Annotated in this window: 21 protein-coding genes and 1 pseudogene; 10 read left to right on the forward strand and 12 right to left on the reverse strand. The window is 35.3% G+C overall.

Going from position 1 to position 24,732, the window contains the following annotated elements; translation table 11 throughout:
- Positions 1 to 124: 124 nt before the first annotated feature.
- The 3 genes and pseudogenes from LV89_RS21095 to rplU form a co-directional block, all read right to left on the reverse strand.
- Entirely contained in the window at positions 125 to 3,034 is a 2,910-nt protein-coding gene (locus tag LV89_RS21095; protein ID WP_109744914.1) for a BACON domain-containing protein, read from the reverse strand.
- Between the two features lie 233 nt (positions 3,035 to 3,267).
- A pseudogene (rpmA, locus tag LV89_RS21100) lies at positions 3,268 to 3,516 on the reverse strand (50S ribosomal protein L27); the annotation flags it as partial.
- Between the two features lie 101 nt (positions 3,517 to 3,617).
- Complete coding sequence (rplU, locus tag LV89_RS21105) at positions 3,618 to 3,929, reverse strand: 50S ribosomal protein L21 (protein ID WP_109744916.1); 312 nt, start codon at positions 3,927 to 3,929, stop codon at positions 3,618 to 3,620.
- Positions 3,930 to 4,151: 222 nt separating this feature from the next.
- Between rplU and LV89_RS21110 the strand changes: the two genes are divergently transcribed.
- Positions 4,152 to 4,460: a TlpA disulfide reductase family protein gene (locus LV89_RS21110; protein ID WP_109744917.1), complete on the forward strand. Its 309-nt coding sequence runs from the start codon at positions 4,152 to 4,154 to the stop codon at positions 4,458 to 4,460.
- Between the two features lie 30 nt (positions 4,461 to 4,490).
- Here the strand turns inward: LV89_RS21110 and LV89_RS21115 are convergent, their stop codons facing one another.
- From LV89_RS21115 to LV89_RS21130, 4 genes are all read right to left on the reverse strand, one after another.
- Entirely contained in the window at positions 4,491 to 5,564 is a 1,074-nt protein-coding gene (locus LV89_RS21115; protein WP_109744918.1) for an IS1595 family transposase, read from the reverse strand.
- Positions 5,565 to 5,747: 183 nt separating this feature from the next.
- Entirely contained in the window at positions 5,748 to 7,550 is a 1,803-nt protein-coding gene (locus tag LV89_RS21120; RefSeq protein WP_109744919.1) for a DUF2326 domain-containing protein, read from the reverse strand.
- A gap of 2 nt (positions 7,551 to 7,552) precedes the next feature.
- Positions 7,553 to 7,777, reverse strand: a complete 225-nt coding sequence (locus LV89_RS21125) for an ABC-three component system middle component 6 (RefSeq protein ID WP_109744920.1) — start codon at positions 7,775 to 7,777, stop codon at positions 7,553 to 7,555.
- Complete coding sequence (locus tag LV89_RS21130) at positions 7,777 to 8,715, reverse strand: hypothetical protein (protein WP_109744921.1); 939 nt, start codon at positions 8,713 to 8,715, stop codon at positions 7,777 to 7,779. Before LV89_RS21130 ends, LV89_RS21125 begins: the two co-directional genes overlap by 1 nt.
- 348 nt (positions 8,716 to 9,063) lie before the next feature.
- Here LV89_RS21130 and LV89_RS21135 point away from each other — a divergent pair, with 348 nt between their 5' ends.
- A complete protein-coding gene (locus LV89_RS21135; RefSeq protein WP_146199221.1) occupies positions 9,064 to 9,282 on the forward strand; it encodes a hypothetical protein in 219 nt (72 codons plus the stop codon).
- A 167-nt stretch (positions 9,283 to 9,449) separates the two neighbouring features.
- Positions 9,450 to 10,091 (forward strand): thioredoxin family protein, encoded by a 642-nt coding sequence (locus LV89_RS21140; protein ID WP_109744962.1) that lies wholly within the window; start codon positions 9,450 to 9,452, stop codon positions 10,089 to 10,091.
- Between the two features lie 71 nt (positions 10,092 to 10,162).
- On the opposite strand, the gene mutL is transcribed toward LV89_RS21140, so the two are convergent.
- Positions 10,163 to 12,070 carry a DNA mismatch repair endonuclease MutL gene (gene mutL / locus LV89_RS21145; protein ID WP_109744923.1) on the reverse strand — a complete coding sequence of 636 codons (1,908 nt, stop codon included), beginning with the start codon at positions 12,068 to 12,070 and terminating at the stop codon, positions 10,163 to 10,165.
- Between the two features lie 390 nt (positions 12,071 to 12,460).
- Here mutL and LV89_RS21150 point away from each other — a divergent pair, with 390 nt between their 5' ends.
- On the forward strand, positions 12,461 to 13,051 hold the full coding sequence (locus LV89_RS21150; protein ID WP_109744924.1) for a NifU family protein: 591 nt from the start codon (positions 12,461 to 12,463) through the stop codon (positions 13,049 to 13,051).
- A gap of 211 nt (positions 13,052 to 13,262) precedes the next feature.
- On the opposite strand, the gene LV89_RS21155 is transcribed toward LV89_RS21150, so the two are convergent.
- A complete protein-coding gene (locus tag LV89_RS21155) occupies positions 13,263 to 14,609 on the reverse strand; it encodes a carbohydrate porin (RefSeq protein ID WP_109744925.1) in 1,347 nt (448 codons plus the stop codon).
- Positions 14,610 to 14,783: 174 nt separating this feature from the next.
- Here LV89_RS21155 and LV89_RS21160 point away from each other — a divergent pair, with 174 nt between their 5' ends.
- The 5 genes from LV89_RS21160 to recJ all read left to right on the forward strand — a co-directional run bounded on the left by LV89_RS21160 (position 14,784) and on the right by recJ (position 21,559).
- Positions 14,784 to 17,054, forward strand: coding sequence for a TonB-dependent receptor (locus LV89_RS21160; RefSeq protein WP_109744926.1), 2,271 nt, complete (start codon positions 14,784 to 14,786; stop codon positions 17,052 to 17,054).
- A 125-nt stretch (positions 17,055 to 17,179) separates the two neighbouring features.
- A complete protein-coding gene (locus LV89_RS21165; protein WP_109744927.1) occupies positions 17,180 to 18,385 on the forward strand; it encodes a DUF1501 domain-containing protein in 1,206 nt (401 codons plus the stop codon).
- 35 nt (positions 18,386 to 18,420) lie between these two features.
- On the forward strand, positions 18,421 to 19,092 hold the full coding sequence (locus tag LV89_RS21170; RefSeq protein ID WP_109744928.1) for a hypothetical protein: 672 nt from the start codon (positions 18,421 to 18,423) through the stop codon (positions 19,090 to 19,092).
- Between the two features lie 53 nt (positions 19,093 to 19,145).
- Positions 19,146 to 19,748, forward strand: a complete 603-nt coding sequence (locus LV89_RS21175) for a hypothetical protein (protein WP_109744929.1) — start codon at positions 19,146 to 19,148, stop codon at positions 19,746 to 19,748.
- A 62-nt stretch (positions 19,749 to 19,810) separates the two neighbouring features.
- Positions 19,811 to 21,559 (forward strand): single-stranded-DNA-specific exonuclease RecJ, encoded by a 1,749-nt coding sequence (gene recJ / locus LV89_RS21180; RefSeq protein WP_109744930.1) that lies wholly within the window; start codon positions 19,811 to 19,813, stop codon positions 21,557 to 21,559.
- A gap of 2 nt (positions 21,560 to 21,561) precedes the next feature.
- Here recJ and LV89_RS21185 read toward each other — a convergent pair whose 3' ends face one another.
- On the reverse strand, positions 21,562 to 22,170 hold the full coding sequence (locus LV89_RS21185) for a hypothetical protein (protein ID WP_109744931.1): 609 nt from the start codon (positions 22,168 to 22,170) through the stop codon (positions 21,562 to 21,564).
- 102 nt (positions 22,171 to 22,272) lie between these two features.
- Here LV89_RS21185 and lptB point away from each other — a divergent pair, with 102 nt between their 5' ends.
- Complete coding sequence (gene lptB, locus LV89_RS21190) at positions 22,273 to 23,004, forward strand: LPS export ABC transporter ATP-binding protein (protein ID WP_109744932.1); 732 nt, start codon at positions 22,273 to 22,275, stop codon at positions 23,002 to 23,004.
- Here lptB and recO read toward each other — a convergent pair.
- Both recO and LV89_RS21200 read right to left on the reverse strand, forming a co-directional pair.
- Complete coding sequence (gene recO / locus LV89_RS21195) at positions 23,001 to 23,687, reverse strand: DNA repair protein RecO (protein ID WP_109744933.1); 687 nt, start codon at positions 23,685 to 23,687, stop codon at positions 23,001 to 23,003. The two genes, lptB and recO, sit on opposite strands and share 4 nt — an antisense overlap.
- Before the next feature lie 186 nt (positions 23,688 to 23,873).
- The gene (locus LV89_RS21200) at positions 23,874 to 24,647 is read right to left on the reverse strand and encodes a lysophospholipid acyltransferase family protein (protein ID WP_310588794.1); all 774 of its coding nucleotides are present in this window, start codon (positions 24,645 to 24,647) and stop codon (positions 23,874 to 23,876) included.
- Positions 24,648 to 24,732 lie beyond the last annotated feature (85 nt).

Raw genomic sequence — 24,732 nt, forward strand, 5'->3', positions numbered from 1 at the left:
CATTTTTAGGTATGGATTAGACCACCTAATAAAAGCATTAACCTTTGATAGTCAGATAATTAAACATTACTTACAACTTTTGACACGTACTTAGATTAATCTATTAACAAATCATCAACAATACTTAGTTCATTTTCACTATTTTCCCCAATAACTTTCGTCCATTTTCCATTTGTATCGACAAAATCGTTACCCCATTGTTCAAATCGGAAGCATCTAAATTTAGTTTATTTATGCCTTGATTGAGAAAAACCGTTTCTGTTCTCAATATTATACCCATTGAAGTAACAAATTTTATTGTTCCCCATTGGCTTGCGGTTGAATAAATTTCTGCCACAAATTTACCATTTGTAGGATTTGGATAGGCAGTTATTTCTTTGTCGTAATCATTTTGATTGATACATAATTCAGATTCTTGACAAATTGTTTTTTCCTGACAAGTCAATACGAAGGTTTCAGCTTCGGGCAATGCAGTAATTGTACCTGCATATCTAACGGTTAAACGCCTTGATTTCCCATCTTTAAACAATGCCCAAGCACTTGCAGGAATATCAAAGCAAAAGGTTTTGTAAAATAGCTTTTCACTTCCTAAAGTATTTACCAAGTCAAAACGATAACCTCTGTTGGCTTGTGTTGTACCGATTTTCTGTTTATCTAAGTATAAATCTAAAGTCAGAATATTATCATAATTTTCAGTATTATAAGCCCAACCTTTTACAGAACAACAATTGGCTTTTTCAACAAATCCACGATAAGCCAATGAAGCGACAGGACCTTTTTCAATATCAATGGGGTCGGTAATGATAGGTTTATCGCTACAATCATTGCACTTCTCTCCTACTCCTTTTTGGGTTATGAAAATCGTTTTTATTATTCCTTCTCCCGAAATGGTAACTTTTGCCGTCCGAGTATCTTTTTCTGAAGAAGCTAAAATCTTTAATCGAAAAGTATTATCAAAAGAACCCGTATCCGCACTTACTGTCACCCAAGCAACAGATTTTGCAACTTTCCATTTCAAATTAGAACTAACTTTTACTTCAAACTCTGCTCCTGTCGGAAATACGTTTGCCAAAGAATCGGGATTAATACCCAACCTAAACCGAACGCCACAAACGCCAGAGCCACTTCCAGAACAACGTAATGTTTTTTCGGTTTCTGTCTGCGGTTCTAAGGTCTTATTTGTTCCGCCAAATCTTACCGTAATCTTATGCCGAGTACTACTTTTGAACCAAGCAGTATCGGGCAAAACGTATCTGAATGAACGAAAGTAGGCTTGTTGATTATTAAAGGTTGTCACTAAATCTGAACGATTCCCTAAGTTTGCCTGCGTTGTTCCAATTTTTACGCTATCAATATAAACATCAACGGTTAAGATATTTTCAAGATTTTTACTGTCTAAAGCCCAACCTGTTATTTCTTGACAATCAACACTTTCTACTCCTCCTCGATACGTTTCTGGAGCATTGGGCAAAGTCGTTAATTTTGTACAGGTATTGTTATAAGTATCTTTAAAATTGGGAATTGTCCCACAAGTTGAATAATCAGAGCTTGGCTGAGTGTAGCGAATATCGGTAGCAAATTCTTCATTCAATAAAATTCTCACGGGTTTGTTTCCATTGGCATCAAATACACTTCGCCAGTTTTTATATGACCGACAGGTATTGGTAATATTCGTTCTGTCCGAATTATTACAGCCATCGTTTGTGAGCATATCCTCCACACTATAAAGGGCAACGCCACAGGTTTCAACGGGCTTCATCGTTCCATTTGTGCCTTTAATGTATTTATTAACCATTTCTGTAAGCATTTTTTTCTGAGCGGGTTCTTCTAAATTATAGTTGAAGGCACTCATTAATTTTGCTCCATGCGTATAACATTCTTCAAATTGTTGTTGGGTGGCAAAAGGTCCTTCAGCTTCATTCATCACCCATTTATCAGGAAAATTACTCCGACAAATATCTGTAATATGTCGATGGTCAGAAAAAGGGGCATTATTTACTTTTATACCGTCTGAACCTTCCCCAATATCTTTAAAACCGTAAGTTCCCATTCTGGTTTCGGTAATTGAGCCATAATCATTAATGACTTTTATTCTGTTATCAACACCTTTTACAGCTTTTACAAAACTCATAGAATAATTTTTCAACAAACTATGACGGTACATATACCAATCCTGCGTGTGTTTTCCGTTGCCAATAAATACACCCCATGCAAAAGAACCTGCGGGTGCGGTTGGTTCAACGGTATCAAAACTGCTGAAATCTCTCCCCCTTGCTCCCCATGTTAATTGAAATTTCTTAAAATCATTGCCATATTTATTTTTCAAAAACTCTCTAAATCCTGCAATTGCCGTAGGCGAATAATCAAAAATTGCATTGAAACCGCCATCGTTTCCTTTGGTCGTTTTATATGGAAAACCAAACTCTTGTTCAGCAGTTGTTACCATACTCATATAAAGTAAATCGTTGGTATCTAACAAATATTTATACCGATTGGCAACTAAGCGAGCAAAATTTTGGCTTCGCTCCTGAAAAGGTTTAGAAGCAAAACTATAAGAAAGTACGTGTCCACAGTCGTCAATCAAATCACAACCGTTATAACCCGTTGCTTGTTGTTGAACTCGCTTATTTTTACCTGTAACGTCATAGCCCACCATTCTATCAGCATTTGAGAGTCCATCGCACGGAGCTACGGTATTATCGTCAGCAGCTCCAATAACTTTTACGTTACACCATGTGTACATACATACCCGCAAGCAAATTTTCATACCTCTGCTTCGAGCATACTGAATTTGCAAATCGTACTGTTCCCAAGGATTAGGAGTATTTACCTTAAATTGATTGATAACATCCCAACGAACTGTGATAATTACAGCATTCATTCCGATTTCTGAAGCCTTTTGTATTTGGTCTATCTGAGAATTGCGATAATCAACATTGACTAACGACAAAGCCATATAACGTTGATTATCTTGAGCTTTTGTGGACAAAAAAGCAAAAAGTAGAATAATGAGGACTGTATAGATTTTTTGCATACACTAATAGGTTTTTTCTTTAGAACGAATTTACAAGAAAGAACTTGCCCAAAAAACAAAAAGACTCGTCCAATTATTGAACGAGTCTTTTTTGAGAAAAGAAAACGTGAAGACTATTCTTCTTCTTTCTTCGCTTTTTTAGCTTTTTTGGGAGCTTCTTCAGCAACAACTTCAACTGGAGCTGCAACTTCTACCGCTTTAGCAACTGGAGCATCAACTACAACAGTACTGAAAGGTAATACGTCAACGATAGAACGTCCTTTAAATCCTTTTTTGAAAGTTACTAAACCATCAGCTAAAGCAAATAAAGTATGGTCTTTTCCAAGACCTACGTTTACGCCAGGATTATGAGCTGTTCCTCTTTGACGAACAATGATATTTCCTGCAATTGCTGGCTGACCTCCGAAAATTTTAACGCCAAGGCGTTTACTGTGTGACTCACGGCCGTTCTTCGAACTACCCGCACCTTTTTTGTGTGCCATTTCTCTTGAATGAGTTTATGAGCTTAAAGTGTATGAGTTTTAAGTTTTGAGAATTTATTAAAGATTCCCTAATCCCTAATCCCTAACCCCTAATCCCTATCTTAAAATGTGATTCCTTCGATTAATACTTTCGTCAAATCTTGACGGTGGCCGTTTTGCTTTTGATAGCCTTTACGACGTTTTTTCTTGAAAACAAGAACCTTCTCACCACGAACGTGAGCTAAAATTTTACCTGAAACTGTTGCACCTGCTACTGTCGGAAGACCTACTTTGATGTCTCCGTCATTATCGACAAGAAGAACCTTATCGAAAACCAGTGCAGCGCCTTCCTCTCCCGCCAAACGGTGGGTGTAGAGGTAACGGTCTTTCTCAACTTTAAATTGCTGACCAGCGATTTCTACGATTGCGTACATTTGTAAATTGTTTTAATGAAATTTTAATTTGGGTTGCAAAGGTACAGCTTTTGTTTTGAAATCTAAAAGTTATCGACTACTTTTATTTCAAATTTTACGATTATTTTTATTCATTTCTTTTTTTATAACACGCTGGATGATAGAACGTTATAGCAATCATTAACACGTTATTTCAAAAAATGTAAAAGTAATCTAAAATAAACAATCCAAAAACAAAAAAGTATGTATTGGAACAGAATGCTCAAAATACTGTCTTTGGGACTGTATTTGTCTGTTTTTCAAGCAATTGGACAACACAAAAAAGTAGAAATTGTTAAGTTTGAGGATTTGCAACAACTTATAAACCATGCCACTGATACCACTTTAGTTGTGCATTTTTGGGCTACATGGTGCCGTCCATGTGTCGAGGAGTTACCAAGTCTTGAAAAACTAAGTCAAGAATATTCAACCAAGAAAGTGCGTTTCTTGATGGTTAGCATAGACTTTCCGAAGGATTTAAAGGAAAAAGTTACGGAACTATATACTTATTGACGCAACTTTCAAAAAGCCCAAAAATGCCCTCTATGCGGCTTTTGAGGGCATTTTTTGAGATGAGACAACATCTCTCGCTCGCTTTTTGCCGTCTCTAATCTTTTTTGAATTTGTAGTCATTCCTTTGATTATTGTATCTGACGGAAGCATAGAGTTAAATACAAGAGTCTCAAACATATCATCAAATTTACGATTATTGTACTTAAAACAGAACTCATCTACATAATTTGGGAGATATTTCTCACTTACGCTGTGATATTGCCCTATAATTCCCCTTTTTACGATTGCCCAAAAGGATTCAATACTATTTGTGTTTAGTCCTTTGTAGGAATACATCTTGCTATGGTCAATCTTAATATGCTCTATGATAGTGTCAAACTTGCTATATGCCTTAAATTCGTCTGTGATAAGCACACTTTCATCCATATCTACATAATGCTGAACCATTGCCTTAAAATTCTTCCAATTAGTTTTCTTCATTACTTCGGCAATCACGTCCCCATTTCTTTGCACCATACCCACGACAGGCACTTTACTTGTACCACGACCTCTGGGGGCATCTTCTGTCAAACCGTTTTTCTTAATAGCGTTATTGTCAAAGGTAAATCTATCTGTTAAATCTTCTAATTTATCTTCCAAATACTCGTTATAGTCCATTGCACCCGTGTATTTGGCACTTTGAAATTTACGGGGTTTTCCCCCGACATAGGTCTCGTCCATTTCCACGATGCCATTTAGGGAAATAAAGCCGTCAGACATGATTTCACGGACTTGGTGGTACATCTTCCAAGCTGTTTTGGGTGTGATTCCTAAATGGCGATGAAGTTGCAAAGCGGAGATTCCTTTTTTTGCATCACTTATGATTGCAAAGCACATTAGCCAAACCCTTAATGATAGCCGTGTATGATGCAAATAAGTGTCAGAGGTAACGGAGAATTTCCTTCTACATTCATTACAAAAATATCTAAAATCAACGTATCTTTTTGAAGCATTTTTAGAACCACAATGACAACAAATAGGCTTATTGCCCCAACGCACATACTCAAAATAATTAGTAGCTTCCGTCTCTGTTGGAAATGAGTCAGCAATTTTTATAAGATTCATTATTTTGTTTTAAACTGGAAAGTATTTTATTAACAGGAGTAAATATATAATATATTTCTTTAAAGCATGAATTTAAAAGAAAATAATTCCGTAAAAATTCAATTTAAAAGAATTATTTTCTAAACCAAATTGTAAAAAAACCGCTCTAAGTTATTTTAAAACTGCGAGCGGTTTATTATCTGACTAAATATTTAAGAACTTGATTTTTGAAGATAGTTTTACGATTGCTTGTTTTTCTATGTTGTCGATAGATAACTCACCTTCCTTGTTTCCAAATTTTTCTGTTAAGTCTCCATCATCGTTTAACGTAACAATGTATTGTATTTTTTTTCCTTCATTAATCAATCTTGAAATGAATTTATAAGTATATACAAAATGTGATTTATCCATACTATCAAAAATCCCATCATGTATTAAAAATCTTGGCAGTGCTATACCTTTATTTATTGAATTTAATAATATTGATAAGTCATAGATTAAAGTTCGACCACTATTTTTCCCTTTTGAATCATCGGAAGGCATGGAAACTTTAATACTAACTTTTGATTCTGTTCTACTATTAGCTTCAATTGAAAACGCCGAACTTTTACTTTCTGGATAAATTTGATTGTGGACGTGGTTAAATACTTTTTTAAATTGTGAAATGAGTTCTTCCGAATCTTCAATTAATTCTTTAATACTTCTACTTAATTCTGCACCTTGACGTTTCCAAATATTTTCTTGTTCTTCTAACCTTTTGTATTCTTCATAATACTCAGTAATTTTATTTAACTCTGCATTGGTATCACCAAGAACCGTAAAAGCCTCTTGCAAATCTTTAATTGCCCCATGATTTACATTTAATAATTGAAATATAGAACTGCGTTTTAAATCAAGATTAATAATCTCATCGCTTCTATTAGCAATATTTAATTCAAGTTCTTTAATCTCATTGTTTAAAAAATCTTTTCTTGATTCTGATAGCATTTTACGAAAATACAAAGCCTCATTTAACGTTTTTTTAATAACATTTCCCAACTCCCTATTCAACTCACTATACATTTTCTCAATGCTTTTAACTGTACTTTGTTGAATATTTCCATCTGGAAGGTTCAAACTTTCTTTATAAGATTCCACCTTTCTATTATCCCAAAAGTTTTGAGCAGCTAATTCTTTAATTTGATTAGTTAATTCATTTAACTCGTCTTCTCTTTTTTGATGTTGTTCAGCTAACTTAAAGTTATCAACGATATTTTGAATCCTTGCTTTTTCGTTTTTTAAGAACTCAATTCTATTTGCAGTTTCATCAATTTTCAATATCCCATAATTTTCAAGAATATTTCTCTTCTGCTTTCTGATAAGTGCTTGTTGTTCTTTGATATTAGAAATCAACTCAAAGTTTTCGCAAATCAATGAATTATTTAAGCCCAAAAAAAAGAAGTTATATTGGTTAAGTTCTACTTGCTTGTTTGCTCCATACACAATATATTCAGTAGGCTCTTCAAAAAGTTGTCCATTTCTTTTGTGAATTTTAAGGAAAAACACCATTAATTTCCTATACCATGAATCCTTAATAATACCTTCATAATCAGGATTTGAAAATATTTTCTCTGTAAGGATTAGTTTTAGGTTTTTCGTCTGAAAAGTCTGTAAATCAAAAATATTTGTTCCGAACTCAACCTCTTGGTGTTTTGCAAAACTTCGCTTTATAACATAATCTACACCATTTAATTCAAACTCTAAAACTGCTGTGTATTGTTTCAAAAACTCTTTCTTAGCATAAAGTCTTGGAGTACGTGTATTAAAATCTGCTAACAAACAAAAATCAATCAAATTTAAAAAAGTGGATTTTCCTATACCGTTTAATGATTCTTTGGGTTCATTTGAAGTTATTTTTTTGCCAAATACAAAATTTACTCCATTCTTAAACTCAACAACATTGTTATTTTGAGTTATTCCAGAGTTGAATAAACCTAATGGCTCACTATATAGCTTTTTTAAATACATTTTTATTTTACAAGTCGTACTGTATAATTTTCATAGACAATAATATCAAACATTGCCAAAAAGGTCAGAGTATTATAAAATTGATAAAGATTTATTTGCTTAATATCTTTCATTTTTAGAAATAAATCTTCAATATTATATTCCTTCTTTTTGAGCAGTTTAACAATGTCATAACCTAAAAAAATCAGGCTTTTATGTAAGTTTTCTTCTTTTGATGGAATAACCATTAGAATAAATTTAGTTGTATCAAATCAACAGGCTCTTCTCCAAGATTACAAATTTCAAAATAATGGATAATAATTGCTTTTGCATTAATTTGATACTTTGAGTCTTCTATATATCTCACTGGTAGTATTCTTTTAGCAAGTTTTTCAAACGCCGAAAAGTCTTTAATTTTAATATTGTGGTCAGTTACACCCAATATTTCACAGAAACATGATTGGATTTTTTCTCTCAAAATATCTGGCTTGTCATCATTAAGCTCACTTAATTCTCGAAGATAGTCATCAACAAGATTTTTTCGTTTTGTAGAATTTACTATCATAGAATTGACCCTATTTCTATGTTCTTCTGGAAAATTTAAGTCTATTTTGACTTTAAGTCTAAAATTGATATTTTCCTTCGTTAAAGAACGTATGTGTTCGGAAGGATAAGTAATAGATGTGTCAATATAATCAAAAATTTCCCTAATAATTTCGTCATCTTCAAGTATTTGATTAATTGATTGATTTCCATAATAGTTATTGTTAATAGTGTTATTACTATTGATTGTTGTTATTGAGTTATCAATAATTATTTGATTTTCAATAATACTATTGATTCTGTCTTCATCAATCAACGTAGGATTTTCTAAAAATTTAGCCTCATGCTCTGCTTTCCATTGTTTTAAAATTGATGTTGTATATTTCCCTTCGTTTTTGTCAATTTTGGAATGGTGTGATGGACACATAACAATTAAATTGTCAAACTCATTTGGATTTATATTCTGGGAATTGTATCTGGCTGATTTATTGTTTAACCCTTCAATGTGAGCAATTTCACCATTGAAAGTTTCACCATCAAATAAGAGAACTGAACAATCTTGTTCTAAAAAACAGCACTTATTTCCACTCAATGCAAATAGTTTTTTCAAAGTAAGTACACTGTATTTCCGTGATTCAGCCATAATTTTGTGTAAAAAAGCAGTTAATATGGTAAAGATTAAATATGGTTAAACTAAGAATTTTTAAAATGAATATGTTATTACAGAATTTTTAGGCAACTTAATGCATTATTCTGTAATAAAATAGAGTAATTCTACGCAATTTAGTTACGGAATTGCAATTATTTTACAACAATTTGGATTACCAAAAAAGAAACAGATTTAATGTCAAAAAAAGATGAGGTTATAAATTATTCAAAATTAAATCAAATATTTGATAATTATAAACTAAAAAGTGCCTTTAAATACAGGAATGGGACTTTTTATAGATTTGCGTCAATAAGTATATAGTTCCGAAAAGTTACGTCTTTTGTGAGTAAAAATAACATCGAATCTGAAGTTGTATTGTTAGATGAACCCGACTATAATGCGTGGATTGATGAGGTGGACAAAGATTGGTCTGGTACAATTCCTGCTACTTTATTAATAAATTTAACTATGGGAAAACGGGTTTTCTTTGAAGGACAAGTGAATATGGAGCATTTTGTTGATGAATTAAAGAAAATGACTCCAGCAACAGGTGCTAATTAGCTTTATATTTGTAAATGAGTAAATTACGATTTAGTAATTAAGGCTTTGCCCACATTTTTAATAATCACTAATTCACAACTCACACAATCACCATTAAGACCCGTTACTTTATAAAATTTAAACGTCTGAATAATAACACATTAGAAATATTGAAAATGAAAAAAATCATGAAAAAGATATACATTTTAAGTTCCGTTGCGGTAGTAGTTATGGGGCTTGCAATACTTTTTGCCTTTAATAACGATACAAATACGCTAATAGATAAAGGTTACGCTATTGGCGATGTTGTGGCTGATTTTAAGCTAAAAAGTACCTCTGGAGGTGTAACTTCAATGGCTGAAAACCGTTCTGCGAAAGGCTATATCATCGTTTTTACGTGCAACCACTGTCCATTCTCAAAGGCTTATGAAAGTCGTATTATGGCTTTAGACAAAAAATATGCTTCACAAGGCTACCCTGTTTTAGCTATAAACCCCAATGACCCAGCGGCTTACGAAGAAGATTCTTTTGAGAATATGCAAGCCGTAGCCAAGTCTAAAGGTTATACATTTGAGTATTTACAAGATGAAACGCAAAACGTAGCTCGTGCTTTTGGTGCAGCTCGCACGCCTTCTGTTTTTGTCGTAAAACGTGAAGGAGACAAATTCATCATGCAATATATTGGTGGAATTGACGACAATACACAAGATGCCAACGGTGTAACAAAACGCTACGTTGAAGATGCCGTTAATAGCCTATTAGTTGGGAAGCCCGTTGTTGTGAATGTAACAAAATCAGTGGGGTGTGCTATTAAATGGAAAGGAGTTTGATAAGGTAGTGATAAAAAATGAGGGCTTCGTGTTAAACGAAGCCCTCATTTTTTATAGTGGTACAGTTATTTCTACTTCAAAAACAACCCCGCCATTTCTTCCAAAGATAAAATCTTCATCGTCAATTCGCCACTTGGTGTGTAGCTTGGATTTGACGAGGCGAAAAGTTGTTCTACCAAAGCATTCATTTCTAAAACGGTAAGGGCATGAACGCCAAAACGTCCAGCCGAACGCTTCGCCATTGAACGAGCCACATTTTCAGATTTATCTAAATGTAAATTGGCTTCATTATGTTTAAATTGCTCTAAAAGCCCTTCAATCATGGCTTGCTCATTTTCATCAGGCGAATCGGCAGGAATACCGTTGACCACAAAAGTATCGTGTCCTGTAACACTCAATACAAAACCCAAATTCCGAATTTCCTCTTGAATTTCAAGTACCAAATGAAAATCTACGGGCGTTAGTGTTACGGTCGTCGGGAAGAGCAGTTGTTGCGAAGCTCCATCATTTTTTTGTAGATGTTGCGTAAATTTTTCGTACAAAATACGTTCATAAGCCGCCCGTTGGTCAATCAGCAACATTCCTGATTTTACTTGCGAGACAATATAACGATTATGAATTTGGAAAGTCGTCGCCTCCGAATCTCGAAAACCTCTTTGCAAACGCATATCCGAAATATCGTTAGCTTTACTTTTTAAGGTAAAAGGTGTTGGTTCAAAATCTTTCCCAAAATCAAAATTGGCTTGACTTACTTCTTTTCTTTCAAAATCGTCTGCCGTTCTGTTGAGTCCTTCGTAGAGTTTATTCCAATTAGTTAAATTGGTTCGCTCACGTGGAGAAGAATTATCATGACGAATAGCGGTTGTCACGGCTGGACCTCCATTAAAAGTTTCAGCACTTTGTTGTTTCGTTTGGAAAGGAGAATTTCCGAAATTGAAAATATTGTTGGTAAAATTCACATCGGTTTCAAAATCCAGAGAAGGAGTGAGGTTATGCTGACTCATCGCCTTCCGAACGGCAGCTTGCACAATGGCGTAAACGGTACGTTCGTCGTCAAATTTAATTTCCGTTTTTGTCGGATGAACGTTGATGTCTATGTGGATAGGGTCAATTTCAATAAAAAGTACATAAAAAGGATGTGTACCTTCGGCAATTAGTCCTTCAAAAGCCGACATTACGGCATGGTTCAAATAACCATTTTTGATGTAACGATTATTGGCAAAGAAAAACTGTTCTCCACGAGTTTTCTTAGAAAATTCTGGTTTCCCAACAAATCCACGCACACTTACGAAGGAAGTTTCCTCTTCGCAAGAAGCTAATTGTTCTCGATAATTTTTACCAAATAAATCTACAATCCGACGGCTCAATTTTCCAGCAGGAAGATTATAGATTTCCGAATCGTTATGGTGTAAGGTAAACGTTATTTCTGGATTTGCTAAAGATACTCGTTGAAATTCATCTAAAATATGACGCATTTCAACGGGGTTAGATTTCAAAAAATTACGTCTGGCAGGCACATTGTAAAAAAGGTTTTTCACTTGAATACTCGTGCCTTGCTCTGTTGCAACGGCTTCTTGAGCTTTTATTTCAGATGCTTCTATTTTGACAAGAACTCCTAACTCTTCCGTTTTTCTTCGAGTTCGCATTTCGACTTGGGCAACGGCTGCAATAGATGCCATTGCTTCACCTCTAAAACCCATTGTACGGATTTTGAAAAGGTCGTCAGAAGTACGAATTTTTGAAGTAGCGTGACGTTCAAAACACATTCGAGCATCGGTTTCGGACATTCCTAAACCGTCGTCAATTACTTGAATAAGCGTTTTCCCAGCCTCCCGAATAATCAATTGAATGGTGCTTGCTCCTGCATCTATGGAGTTTTCTAACAACTCCTTCACCACCGAGGCAGGACGCTGAACTACCTCTCCAGCCGCAATTTGGTTGGCAATAGAATCAGGAAGAAGTTGAATTATATCTAACATTTTTGAATCAGTTATCAGTGAATAGTTATCAATGAACAGTTAGTAGAAAAATTTTTACTGATAACTGTTTACTGATAACTGTTTACTGCCCCTAAGTTCGCTATAAATCAGACGATTGGCAATAAAAAAAACAAGTTTGATGTTGATAATACGTGGATAAGTCCATAACAATCTGACTTTCAATACAGTTACGCTTTTTATACAAACTATCAATAGTATATGTGTATATTAGCTTTTAGGGCTTTAGAAATACCGTTTCACGTGTCGTTCTGCTATTAAATTATTCAGATTCCAAATGATAGAATCCTTGTTATATTCTATCAAGACCAAACTTATTTTGTAATTTTACTGTTATATCGACTCAAACAAGTAATTATTATCCAAGAAATTATGTTGAAGCCCCAAATACTTATTTATACAGAATCAACGCCCAATCCTAATTCAATGAAGTTTGTTTTGAACTTTGAATTAGTGCCAGATGGTTCTTCTTTTGACTATGCAACGCCTGCTGACGCTATCGTAGAGGGGAAAAACTCTCCATTAGCAGTCGAACTTTTCGGTTTTGATTTTGTACAAAGAGTTTTTATTTCTTCAAATTTTATCACTGTTACCAAAAACGATGAGACAAAATGGGAAGATGAGTTGTTCGGAATGAAACAATTTTTGAAACAGTTTTTTGAAGATAAAAAAGAGGTTTTTGCGAAAGCAACAATTGCCGCTTATGAAGCAGCAGGAGGGGAGCAAGATTCAGAAACGGTTATAAAAATAAAAGCGGTTTTAGACCAATATGTACGTCCAGCGGTAGAGTCTGACGGGGGAGCAATCAATTTTCATTCTTTCAATGAAGGAACGGTTAAGGTTCTTTTACAAGGTTCATGTTCTGGTTGCCCATCTTCAACTATCACATTGAAACAAGGAATTGAAAATCTTTTAACTCGCATGGTTCCAGAAGTTAAAGAAGTTGTTGCAGAAGGAGTTTAATTAATTGTGAATTAGTGATTTAGTGAATTGTGATTTATGTAAGTCCAAATTATTCACTAAATCACAATCTCAATTAGATAATATTTCATGTGCAAAAGAAGGTTGTTGCAGAAAGAGTATAAGTAATTGAGATTTATGTAAGTCCAAATTATTCACTAAATCACAATCTCAAGCTGACTTCTATGAATCACAATTCACCAATCACAATTATTTAAAACTCCGTGTGCATACGCAAGGCGAAAGCGTGAACAGGACTTCGGTCTTGATTGTAGGCTGGATTGATAACTAATTGATAATCTGGCGTAATTGATAACCAATCGGTAATTTTTGCGTTATAATTTATTTCAAAAATTGTCTCTAACCCATAATTTGGCAATTTCCCATCTCCGATAATAAAACCGTATCCTCCTTTTGCCAAATACTGACGGTGCAAATCAGAAATTCCATTAAAGGCAAAGCCAACGTTTAGTCTATCTTGTTTTCTTCCGAATAAGTTATCTTTTACAAATCCTCCACTAACAGAATGGTCTATTTCGGTAAAAGCCCATGTTTCATTATTTCCGTCGTTCCAAGATGCTCTAAAAAATAGCCCTGATTCGGTTGATAATTCTTGTTCGTAATTGATTCCGAAACCATATTTTGTTCTACCGTTTTGGCGAGTTAGCATTACATCTGGATTTACTTGTTTAATAGCTTCTGCATAACTTCCCATATAGGTTGTTGTATAAAATGCTAAGGCTCGTAGCTTTCCTTCTTTTCCAAAAAATGTTGTGTATTTTTCTAATTCAAGAGTATTCGAGTTATTGCCATTCCATTGCCAATTAAGGTCTGGTCCATTGGCAGTTGTAGGAACTAAAGATGTTCCTGCACGAATCGCCCAATGTTCTCGAACGTATTCCAAGACCGCATTCCATGTATATCCACGTGTATTAGCGGGATAATCCCAACCACCTGTTGACATCAATGCCCAATTCATAAATTGACTTCTTGGGTCGTGGGCATAAGCATTATTATCAAAATAATCCGCAATTGAAAACTTCCCTACACTTATTGTAAAGCGATTAACGGGTCTTTCACCTCCAATACTATTGGCTTCATCGTCTTCTCGTTCAACGGGATAAGCGTGATTTTCTCCACGAACATCTTTCGATTTAGCATTTACATCTGCGTGTGTTTCGCCTGAAAGGGAAAAATCTTGACGTAAAAACAAACGAGCCGTATAAATTGCAGGAGAAGGATTTCCGATTCTGAAACATTCTCCATTGGTAAAACCTGCTATTCCTCTGGCTTGTGAAAGTCCGCTACCACCTGCCAATTCTGGATTATAAAAAATGGCCGCACCTTTCCACAATCGTCTGCCCAAAAATATAGTGGTAGTCAATGATGTCTGCGTTTCTGCCGTATCCGAAAGACTATTTTCGCCACTGTATGGAGCATTTATTTTCAGTTTATGTTGTGGAATAATGGTCTGTTGAAAGTGAATTGACCAGTTTTTATTTTGAGAAAAAGTATTCTGAAAAAAGAATAATACAACAATTGACAGCAACAAATATTTCATTTTCAATGAGAGTTTGTAAAGACGTTGATAAAGAATCTGTTTAAAGATTATAACAAAGGTATTCCCAAAATCTTTCTAATTATTTTTTTGATTTGATTATTTACTATACATTTACATAATTTTTAGACAAATCTAAATTTTATTTATGACTAACAAAATTAAAAATATAGATAAATGAAAACACATCATTACCTCAAAATCCTATTTTTATGTAATTTATTAATTGTTAATACCTTATATATTGATGCTCAGGGTTTAAAAGGAAAGATAATTAGCAATGGAAAAGCGGCAGAGTTTGTCAATATCACTCTCTCAAACCAAAAAGGAATAGGTACACAAGCGGATATTGAAGGTAATTTCTTGCTAAAAAATATTCCTGTTGGTAGGCAAATTATTCGGATTTCGGGCGTGGGTTATAAAACTACCCAGAGAACCGTTCAAATTCAGAAAGATAAAATATCGACCGTCAGCTTTGAAATTGAACCAGACCAAACGGCACTTAATGAAGTTGTTGTTTCGGGAACGATGAAAGAAACAATGGTTAATTTATCCTCAACACCTATTGAAATTTATACGCCAACCTTTTTCAAGAAAAATCCGACGCCTAATCTTTTTGAAGCCCTCACGATGGTAAATGGCGTTCGTCCACAGTTGAATTGTAGTGTTTGTAATACGGGCGACATACACATAAACGGCATGGAAGGAGCTTATACCATGATTACGATTGACGGTATGCCTATTGTTTCGGCACTTTCTACGGTGTATGGACTTTCGGGAATTCCTAATTCTATGGTCGAACGAATTGAAGTTGTAAAAGGTCCAGCTTCAACGCTTTATGGTTCGGAAGCCGTCGGTGGATTGATTAATGTTATCACAAAAAATCCGATAAAAGCACCGCTCGTTTCCTTAGATTATAACGCTACCTCTTATGGCGAACATACTTTTGATGGTGCTGTAAAAGCAAAAATCGGAACGGCAAATACCATGATTAGTGCCAATTATTTCAATTTTCAGAATAGAATTGATAAAAATCATGACGGATTTACCGATGTAACGCTACAAAATAGAATTTCGGTTTTTAATAAATGGTCGTTTCAACGAAAGCAAAATCGGATTTTTACACTTGCGGGTAGATACGTAAATGAAGACCGTTTTGGCGGAGAACTCAATTGGCAAAAATCAGACAGAGGAAATGACAAAATTTATGGTGAAAGTATTTATACAAAGCGTTGGGAAGTAATCGGAAATTATCAATTACCCATTAATAATCAACAAGTTAACCTACAATTTTCTTATAATAATCACGACCAAAATTCTGTTTATGGCAATAAACCGTACATTGCTCAACAAGAAATCGCTTTCGGACAATTGATTTGGGATAAAAAATTGGGCAAAAACCATGATGCTCTTTTTGGCGTGGCTTTACGCTATACTTTTTATGACGACAATAATACTTTAACGCAAGACGAAAACGATTCGACCATCAATAAACCAAGTAAGACTTTTTTGCCTGGAATATTTGCACAAGACGAAATAAAACTCAGCAAACGCAATACGCTTTTACTTGGCGTGCGTTACGACTACAATGATATTCACGGAGGAATTGCTTCGCCGAGAGTCAATTGGAAATATAATTCTGAAAAAGCGGATATTATTCGTTTGAGTTTTGGTACGGGTTATCGAGTCGTTAATTTATTTTCAGAAGATGAAACGGTTTATTCGGGTTCAAGAAAAGTTGAAATTCGTTCGGCACTTAATCCAGAAAAATCATGGAATACCAATTTGAACTATCAAAAAACTATTACACATCAAATGGGTTTTGTTTCCATTGATGCCAGTGTGTTTTATACTTATTTCAAAAACAAAGTTGTTGCTGACTATGACACCGACCCTACAAAAGTAATTTTTGATAATTTGAAAGGTTACGGAGAATTGAAAGGGGCAAGTATAAATATAGACGCTAATTTCACGAATGGGATAAAATTTACAATAGGAGGGACTTACACGGATATTTATAGAATAGAAAATGATATAAAGATTCGGCAGAAAAAAACGCCCATTTTTACAACAAACTATGCAATTTCTTATACGCATCCCAAAACGCAAATCACGTTTGATTTCACAGGAAATATCTATGGCTCAATGGATATTCCTTTGATTACCAACGATATTCGGGAAGCTAATTCTCCTGTTTTCAATATATCCAATCTTCAAATTTCAAGACGATTCAATAACGGTTTACAGATTTATGCAGGAGCAAAAAATTTATTTAACTTCTTTCCAGAACAAAAAATCGTTTATCAATCCAATGAATTACATCCAGAGCAAATAAAAGATTCGGCTTGGGGAGTCTTTCCGAAAGGTTACTATTTTAATACCGATGCCAGTTATGCTCCGATACAGGGTATTAGAGGATTTTTAGGTGTTCGTTGGAATTTGTTTTAGTTTCGGTTAAACGCAGGCAGGGTGCTAACCCTGCCTGCGTTACAATTCTCTTCTTCGTGGCAAAAATTAAACCTTTCCCAAAGCAAACAGTCAAAGAAGCATTTTGAAATAAAATACATCATTATATGGCTTCCAGACGTGAATTTATCCAAAAATCAGCCTTTGCAACAGTAGGGACAATGCTGATTCCCAATTTCTTAAAAGGATTTGAGCAACAGGCTTTGGCACAACTTCAAAGCCAAAATCAAGGGAAAATATTAGTAATTGTTCAACTTTCGGGAGGAAATGACGGATTAAATACAGTTGTTCCTTTCAGAAATGACATTTATTATCGTGAACGCCCAAGTATTGGAATTAAATCGGATAAAGTCTTGAAATTGAACGATGAGATTGGCTTAAATCCTGCTTTGGAAGCAATCAGAGGATTTTATGATAATGGTTCGATGCAGATTATCAACAACGTAGGTTATCCAAATCCCGACCGTTCACATTTTCGTTCGATGGATATTTGGCAAACAGGTAGTTCATCAAGCGAATATTTAAAAAGCGGTTGGTTGGGGAGATATTTAGATGCACAATGTTCAGGAAAATGCGAACCACACGCTGCCATTGAGGTTGATGATTCGTTGAGTTTGGCACTAAAAGGCTCGAAAGTAAAAGGCATGGCAGTGCAAAATCCTGCTCAATTATACCGACAAACGAAAAATCCATTTCTTGAAAAACTCGCCAAAGTCAACCACGAAGAATTTGATAACGTAAATTATCTCTACAAAACACTTTCTGAAACCATTTCTTCGGCAGATTATATTTACGAAAAATCGAAAGTTTATCAATCAAAAGCTACTTATCCACAAACAGAGTTAGGCAAAAGAATGAAAACCATTTCGGAATTAATCAACTCAGGCGTGCAGACACAGGTATATTATGTATCGCATGGGAGTTTTGATACGCACGTAAATCAAGTAAATCAACAAGAACGTTTATTGAAACAATACGCCGAGGCTATGCGTGTTTTTATGGACGACTTAAAAGCCAACGGACGCACAGATGATGTGATGGTAATGACGTTTTCGGAATTTGGCAGAAGGGTAAAACAGAACGGCTCAAACGGCACCGACCACGGCACGGCAAATAATGTTTTTGTAATGGGAGGGAAGCTAAAAACCGACTCAAATCTCATGCAATCCCCTGATTTACAAAACCTTGACGAAGGAGACTTAAAATACAAAGTTGATTTTAGAAATATTTATGCGACTGTTTTAGATAAATGGTTACAGACAGATTCGGTGGCGGTTTTGGGGAAAAAGTTTGAGGGGTTGGGGTTTGTGTAGATTGTTTTTGTAAATTTGTAAAAACAGATTTATACATGGCTACCGTATCTTCAAATATTCCGAAATATAATTTTGAGCGTTGCGACAAGACTTTTGTCGAAACTACTTTTGGTATTTCCAGAGTTGAAAACCTACCCGTTCTTATAGATTGGATAAACTCTAAAAATGCTGAAACGGTTAATGATTTTGAAGAAAAAATATTAGAAATTGCTCGTAAAAAAGCCAGTCTAAGAATTAATGACTGGAACGAAGAAACATTAAAATTGAGCTTCATATCCACAATTTTGAATCTTGCGGAATTTGATGGAAAAAATTATAGTGCCTTTGCTGATGAAAAATTAGAAGCCAATTTTGGCAATCTCATTCTCACAGGAAAAATAGATTGGTTTGTCGCAAAAGGACTTTATAAACCTCAAACGCCTTACCTATTTTTTCACGAATATAAACGAACTAAACAATCTTCATCTGACCCAGACGGTCAATTATTGGCAGAAATGATTGCTGCAAGGTTTCTCAATAAACAACCAGAAGACACCATGTATGGTATTGTGGTTTGGGGTAAAGAATGGTATTTTATGACCTTAAAGAATGATGAATACGCCATCAGTAAGGCTTTAGACAGTACCGTGAAAGAAGAATTATTTGATATTTTCAAGATATTAAAATCTTCTAAGAGGGTTATTGAAGAGAGATTGTTAAGGGGATAAACGATAAAATCTATTCATTTTCTATACTTTACACTTAAATCAAAACTACCTTCATGAAAAAAGCCCTATTGTTCTCGCTTCTCATTTTCGTCACAATTTCAAAAATCAAAGCACAAGATTCTTTGAGAATTTCCAGCCGTTTGGATTCCTTTCCGACGATTAAAATTGAAAAAAATACTTCACTTTTACTTATTGGAATATATACTGGAGCTTGGCAAATGGGTGCGGGTTGTAACAATTATATCATCGGAAATCAAAAGTATTATTCAAATAAACCTTTCAAACAATATTATGATAAGTTGGGAGATAGCACAGTTCTATCTGACTATCAAATACATAGAAAAACAAGACCATTCTTTTTTGCAGGTTATGGTATTGGGTCTATTATGTTTTTTACAGGAGTTTTGAAAACTATCAGACCTCTTTACACCTTCGGATTAGTGCAAGATTCGGGTTCATACATTAAAGATGGACATCAATTAATGATAATTGGCGGAGTAACTATGCTTGCATCAGCATTATTACGAGTTTATAGTTATGCACACCTACACAAAGCAACTAAACGCTATAACCAACTCATTACTAAACCCAAAACAGCCTTTGATATAAAACCAAGTCAAGACGGTTTGGGCTTAGGACTTAGAATGAGTTTTTGACATTTCTCTTAAATCTTCTTAATTTATATCAATCCTACGCATCAAGGTTTTAACTTTGTTGTATGACAGAAAAACGTTGGATTTATAAACCCGTTCCACCCCAAGAACAGATTGATTTATTAGTCGAAAAACTAAATATTTCGACCGAAATTGCTACGCTTTTGGCTCAAAGAGAAATTACGAGTTTCGACGAAGCCAAAGATTATTTTCGCCCTGCTCTTTCTCAATTGCACAACCCATTCTTGATGAAAGACATGGATAAAGCCGTTGCTCGTTTGGAAGAAGCCATTTTTAAAGGTGAAAAAATATTGGTTTATGGCGATTATGATGTTGATGGAACGACTTCAGTAGCAACGTTTTATGGTTTTTTAAAAACCGTCGTTTTCCAAAATAGAGAAGATTGCCCTTTAGAATTTTATATTCCCGACCGTTATGCGGAAGGTTATGGCGTTTCTCAAAAGGGAATTGAATATGCCGCTGATAATGGTTTTAGCTTGATTGTAAGTTTAGACTGTGGCATAAAATCGAAAGATAAAGTGGCTTGGGCAAAAGCTCATGGCGTAGATTTCATTATTTGCGACCACCACCGCCCAGACGAAAACGACCTTCCAGATGCCATTGCCGTACTTGACCCCAAACGTTCAGATTGCACTTATCCGTTTGATGAATTGACGGGTTGTGGCGTGGGTTTTAAGTTGTTACAGGCATTTTGTACCAATCAAGGAATTTCCGAAGAACTTCTTTTGCCTTATCTCGATTTGGTAGTTACGTCCATTTCTTGCGATATTGTTCCCATTGTAGGCGAAAACCGCACGATGGCATATTTTGGTTTGCAACAATTGAATACCAATCCAAGAACGGGACTGAAAGCCTTGATGTCATCGGCAGGTTTGGAAGGGAAAATGGACATTACCAAAGTCGTTTTCGGACTTGGGCCACGTATTAATGCAGCAGGCAGAATCAAACACGCTTATGATGCCGTTAATTTGTTATTGTCTGATAATGAAGACGCTGCGATTGATTTTGCAAAAATTATCAGCAAACATAACACCGACCGCAAAGGACTTGACTCAAGTATTACCGAAGAAGTTTTGGAAATGATTCAAGACGACGAAATACTACAAAATGCCAAAAGCACTGTACTTTTCAAAAATGATTGGAATAAAGGAGTAATAGGCATTGTGGCGAGTCGTTGTATAGAAAAATATCACCGCCCGACCATTATTCTCACCGAATCGCAAGGACACGCTGCGGGTTCTGCTCGTTCTGTACCGGGGTTTGACGTTTACGAAGCCATCGAAGAATGCGAAGAACACCTCATTCAATTTGGCGGACACACCTTTGCAGCAGGTTTAACCTTAGAAATCAGCGAGATAGAGAATTTTAGACGTAAATTTGAAGAAGTGGTTTCTCGTAAAATTTTACCAGAACAGCTTTCGCCCATGATTTCGGTGGATATGAATTTACCTCTGAGTCAAATTACCGATAAGTTTCACAGAATCATGTGCCAAATGTCCCCTTTTGGCCCTCAAAATATGACACCAGTTTTTGTTTCTGAAAATGTAATTTTACACGGTGTACCTATAAAAATGAAGGAAAAGCATTTGAAAATCAATGTTTTTCAAGAAGATTCCCAGAGTGGATGCTCACCTGCGTTCACTTGTGTAGGTTTTGGCATGGTAGAGGATTTTTACGAAGAATTATCCAAAGGAAAACCTTTCTCCATTTGTTATACCATTGAAATCAACGAATGGCAAGGAAAAAGGAGTTTTCAGTTGATGTTGAAGGATATAAAATTTGGGGTTGGGTGATTTTAATCTCGAAATGTAGTAATAATCCTCTGTAAAACGCCAAGCAATTGTGGTAAATTATTGAGATAATAACGGTCAATATCAATGTAAATAATGTCATTTTCGAGATAAAGAAAAATCCATTCATAACCATTGGTACAAGCTCCGTAAATATTGGTATAAGGCAAATTATATTTTTGATTAAAATGCCTTGCACCTATCATCTGAGCAGCATTTTGAGCTAAGGTTTTAGCATTGTCAATATCGCCTTTTTTAGCCTCACAAACATCAATTAATGGAGCTGTTAATTCAACAGAACCGGGGGCTTTGGCAAAAATGAAATCACATTCACCATTTAACCCTTTGGCTTTTTCAGCATCAAGATTTTCACCCGAAAATAATTCGACAAAATCTTTATTTAGGTTACGAATTTCTCTGAGAATCGGTAAAATAATAGCTTCTGAAACGGCTTTTTCTGTTGTCAAAGGCATTCCTTTTGATAATTCGAGGAGAGATACCAATAAATCAGACGGTTCAACGGGTGTAGTAGGCGTAACAAATAAGCGTTTGGTCGTCTGATGAATACCAAAAATCTCTTTAAGGTCTGAAAATCGAAAATTTTTATAAGACATTAGTTTTTATTTTATGATAGACAAATTTAGCTGTATTCTCTGCTATAAAACGTATTTTAAAACAAATATACGCTTATTTTGTCAAATTGAATATTAGAAAAAATGATACTAAAAACAGAAAACTTAGTCAAAAAATACGGGCAACGTACTGTCAATGACAACGTTAGCTACCAAGTAGCACAAGGGGAAATCGTGGGACTTTTAGGGCCGAACGGTGCAGGGAAAACTACCTCTTTCTACATGGCAACAGGCTTAGTAAAACCCAATTCTGGCAAAGTGTATTTAGACGACACCGACGTTACAGACTTGCCTATGTACAAGCGTGCAAGACTTGGAATCGGATACTTGGCTCAAGAAGCTTCAGTTTTTCGTACTTTATCGGTAGAGGAAAATATTTTGGCGGTTTTGGAAATGACCAAACTCTCGAAAAAAGAGCAAAAGGAAAAAACAGAATCACTTTTGGAGGAGTTTTCATTGACGCACGTCCGTAAAAATTTGGGACAGGTTTTATCAGGAGGGGAGCGTAGAAGAACTGAAATTGCTCGTGCTTTGGCAGTTGACCCAAAGTTTATTTTATTAGATGAACCCTTTGCAGGCGTTGACCCCATTGCGGTTGAGGAAATTCAAGGCATTGTAGCAAAACTCAAATACCGTAACATCGGGATTCTGATTACCGACCACAATGTTGACGAAACCCTTTCCATTACCGACCGTGCCTATTTACTCTTTGAAGGCAAAATCCTAAAAGCTGGCACACCCCAAGAACTCGCTGATGATGAACAAGTTAGACGTTTGTATTTGGGTAAACATTTTGAGTTGAAGCGGAAGATTTAGCGCATCACCTCATGCAAAACCCCCAACGACTTCACTTCTGTCAGCGTATCTACGTGCAAACGATAAAACAATATGATGGAGTCTAATAATTGATTTCTGGAAAATCGGTCAATCTTTGGAGCTTTGTCGTATTGTGTATTCATTAGCACATCCAACTGATATTCAAGCACTTTAGTCAATACTGGCAAATTATGAAGATTCAATTCATGGGAGATTTCATGGGCATTTTCGGGAGAAAAACCTAAGTATGTTCCCAATCGTAAGAGAAACTGTAAATGGAAATTCTCAAAATGCTCCTCTGTGCCGTCAAGCCAAAGAATGGAGTTATGCAAGAAATGAAATAAATGAGGGTTTGTCGTTTCTTCGTGAAGCGATTTAGACAAAATTTCGGTAATAAATAAAGCAATTGACGATTTATAAATATCAAATGGAATTGTCTGAAATGGAGCATTACATTTTATCTCCGAAATCCGCTGAATACCTTTTCCTTCTTTGTGATAAATAACTAAATCTAAAAGCGTAAGTGGCTGAAATAGAGCAATTTTATTCTTTGATTTCGCACTTCTCACCCCATTTTCAATATAAGTCTGAATGCCAAATTCTTCGGTATAGATTTTTACGATTACCGAAGTCTCCCGATAACGAATGTAATTAATAACTATACCACGGGTTTTGTGTAACATATTAATATAGGTTTTAGCTTGGCACGCTGATGACGCTGATGGCTTCGCCAACGCAGGTTTTCGCAGATTTTTTAAAAGGTATTACGTTTTATTTGTTTTAAGATAATATTAATCCAAGTTGGAAAAATAAAAAAGTCTCTTAAATCTGCGTTGCCGAAGGCATCTGCGTCATCTGCGTGCTAATCATCACACTTCACGTTTCCACGTCAATTTATCAACAGGAATATTTTGCTCAATTCTATCTCTTAACATATCAATTATTTCCTCCACAGGCATTTCGGGGTCAAAGCGAATTGGTTCTTTAAAGTTCACCGTCAAAGTAGTATTCGCTTTCTTGAATCGTAAGCCTTTTTTATCAAATGCTCTTCTGAACCCATTAATGACTACGGGAACTACAATTGGATTGTGTGCTTTTATCAAATGGGCTGTTCCTTTCCGTAAAGGTGCGTAGGGGGTTGTTGTTCCTTGCGGAAAACTCACTACCCAACCATAAGAAAGCCCTTTTCCAACTTTGTCATCTGCCGAAGTATCAACCGCACGTTTCACATCTTTGCCCTCTGCTCGCCACGAACGATTTACCAAGATTGCCCCTGCCTGTGAAAATATTCTTGGTATCAAACCACCATCTTTCATCGTCTCCGAAGCCGCTACATAAAACACCCTTGAACGTGGAGCTAATAAATAAATTGGAAAATTAACCGAGTTTCTGAACCCCCATTTCACACTAAAAAATATGTGATAAAGAGCAATAACATCCATGAAATAGGTCTGATGATTGGAAAGAAATAATACGCCTGTACGTGGCAAACCTTCCAAATGTTCTGTTCCACTTATTTGGGTTTTGTTCACGCCTCGCAAGCGACTGTACGTTACCGCTCCCAAAATCATCACGATTATTCTCTTTAAAAACATAGAGTTTCCAAACGGGTCTCTTTCAAAAAAACCGAAAACATCTATCATTGAGAGAAACTTTTTTACCATCGAATTCATATTGTCTATTTTCCTGTGAAACAAATAATCGAAGATAGGTATTTTTTAGTAAATT

This window comes from Arcicella aurantiaca, from assembly GCF_003148625.1.
GTDB classification, from domain to species: domain Bacteria; phylum Bacteroidota; class Bacteroidia; order Cytophagales; family Spirosomataceae; genus Arcicella; species Arcicella aurantiaca.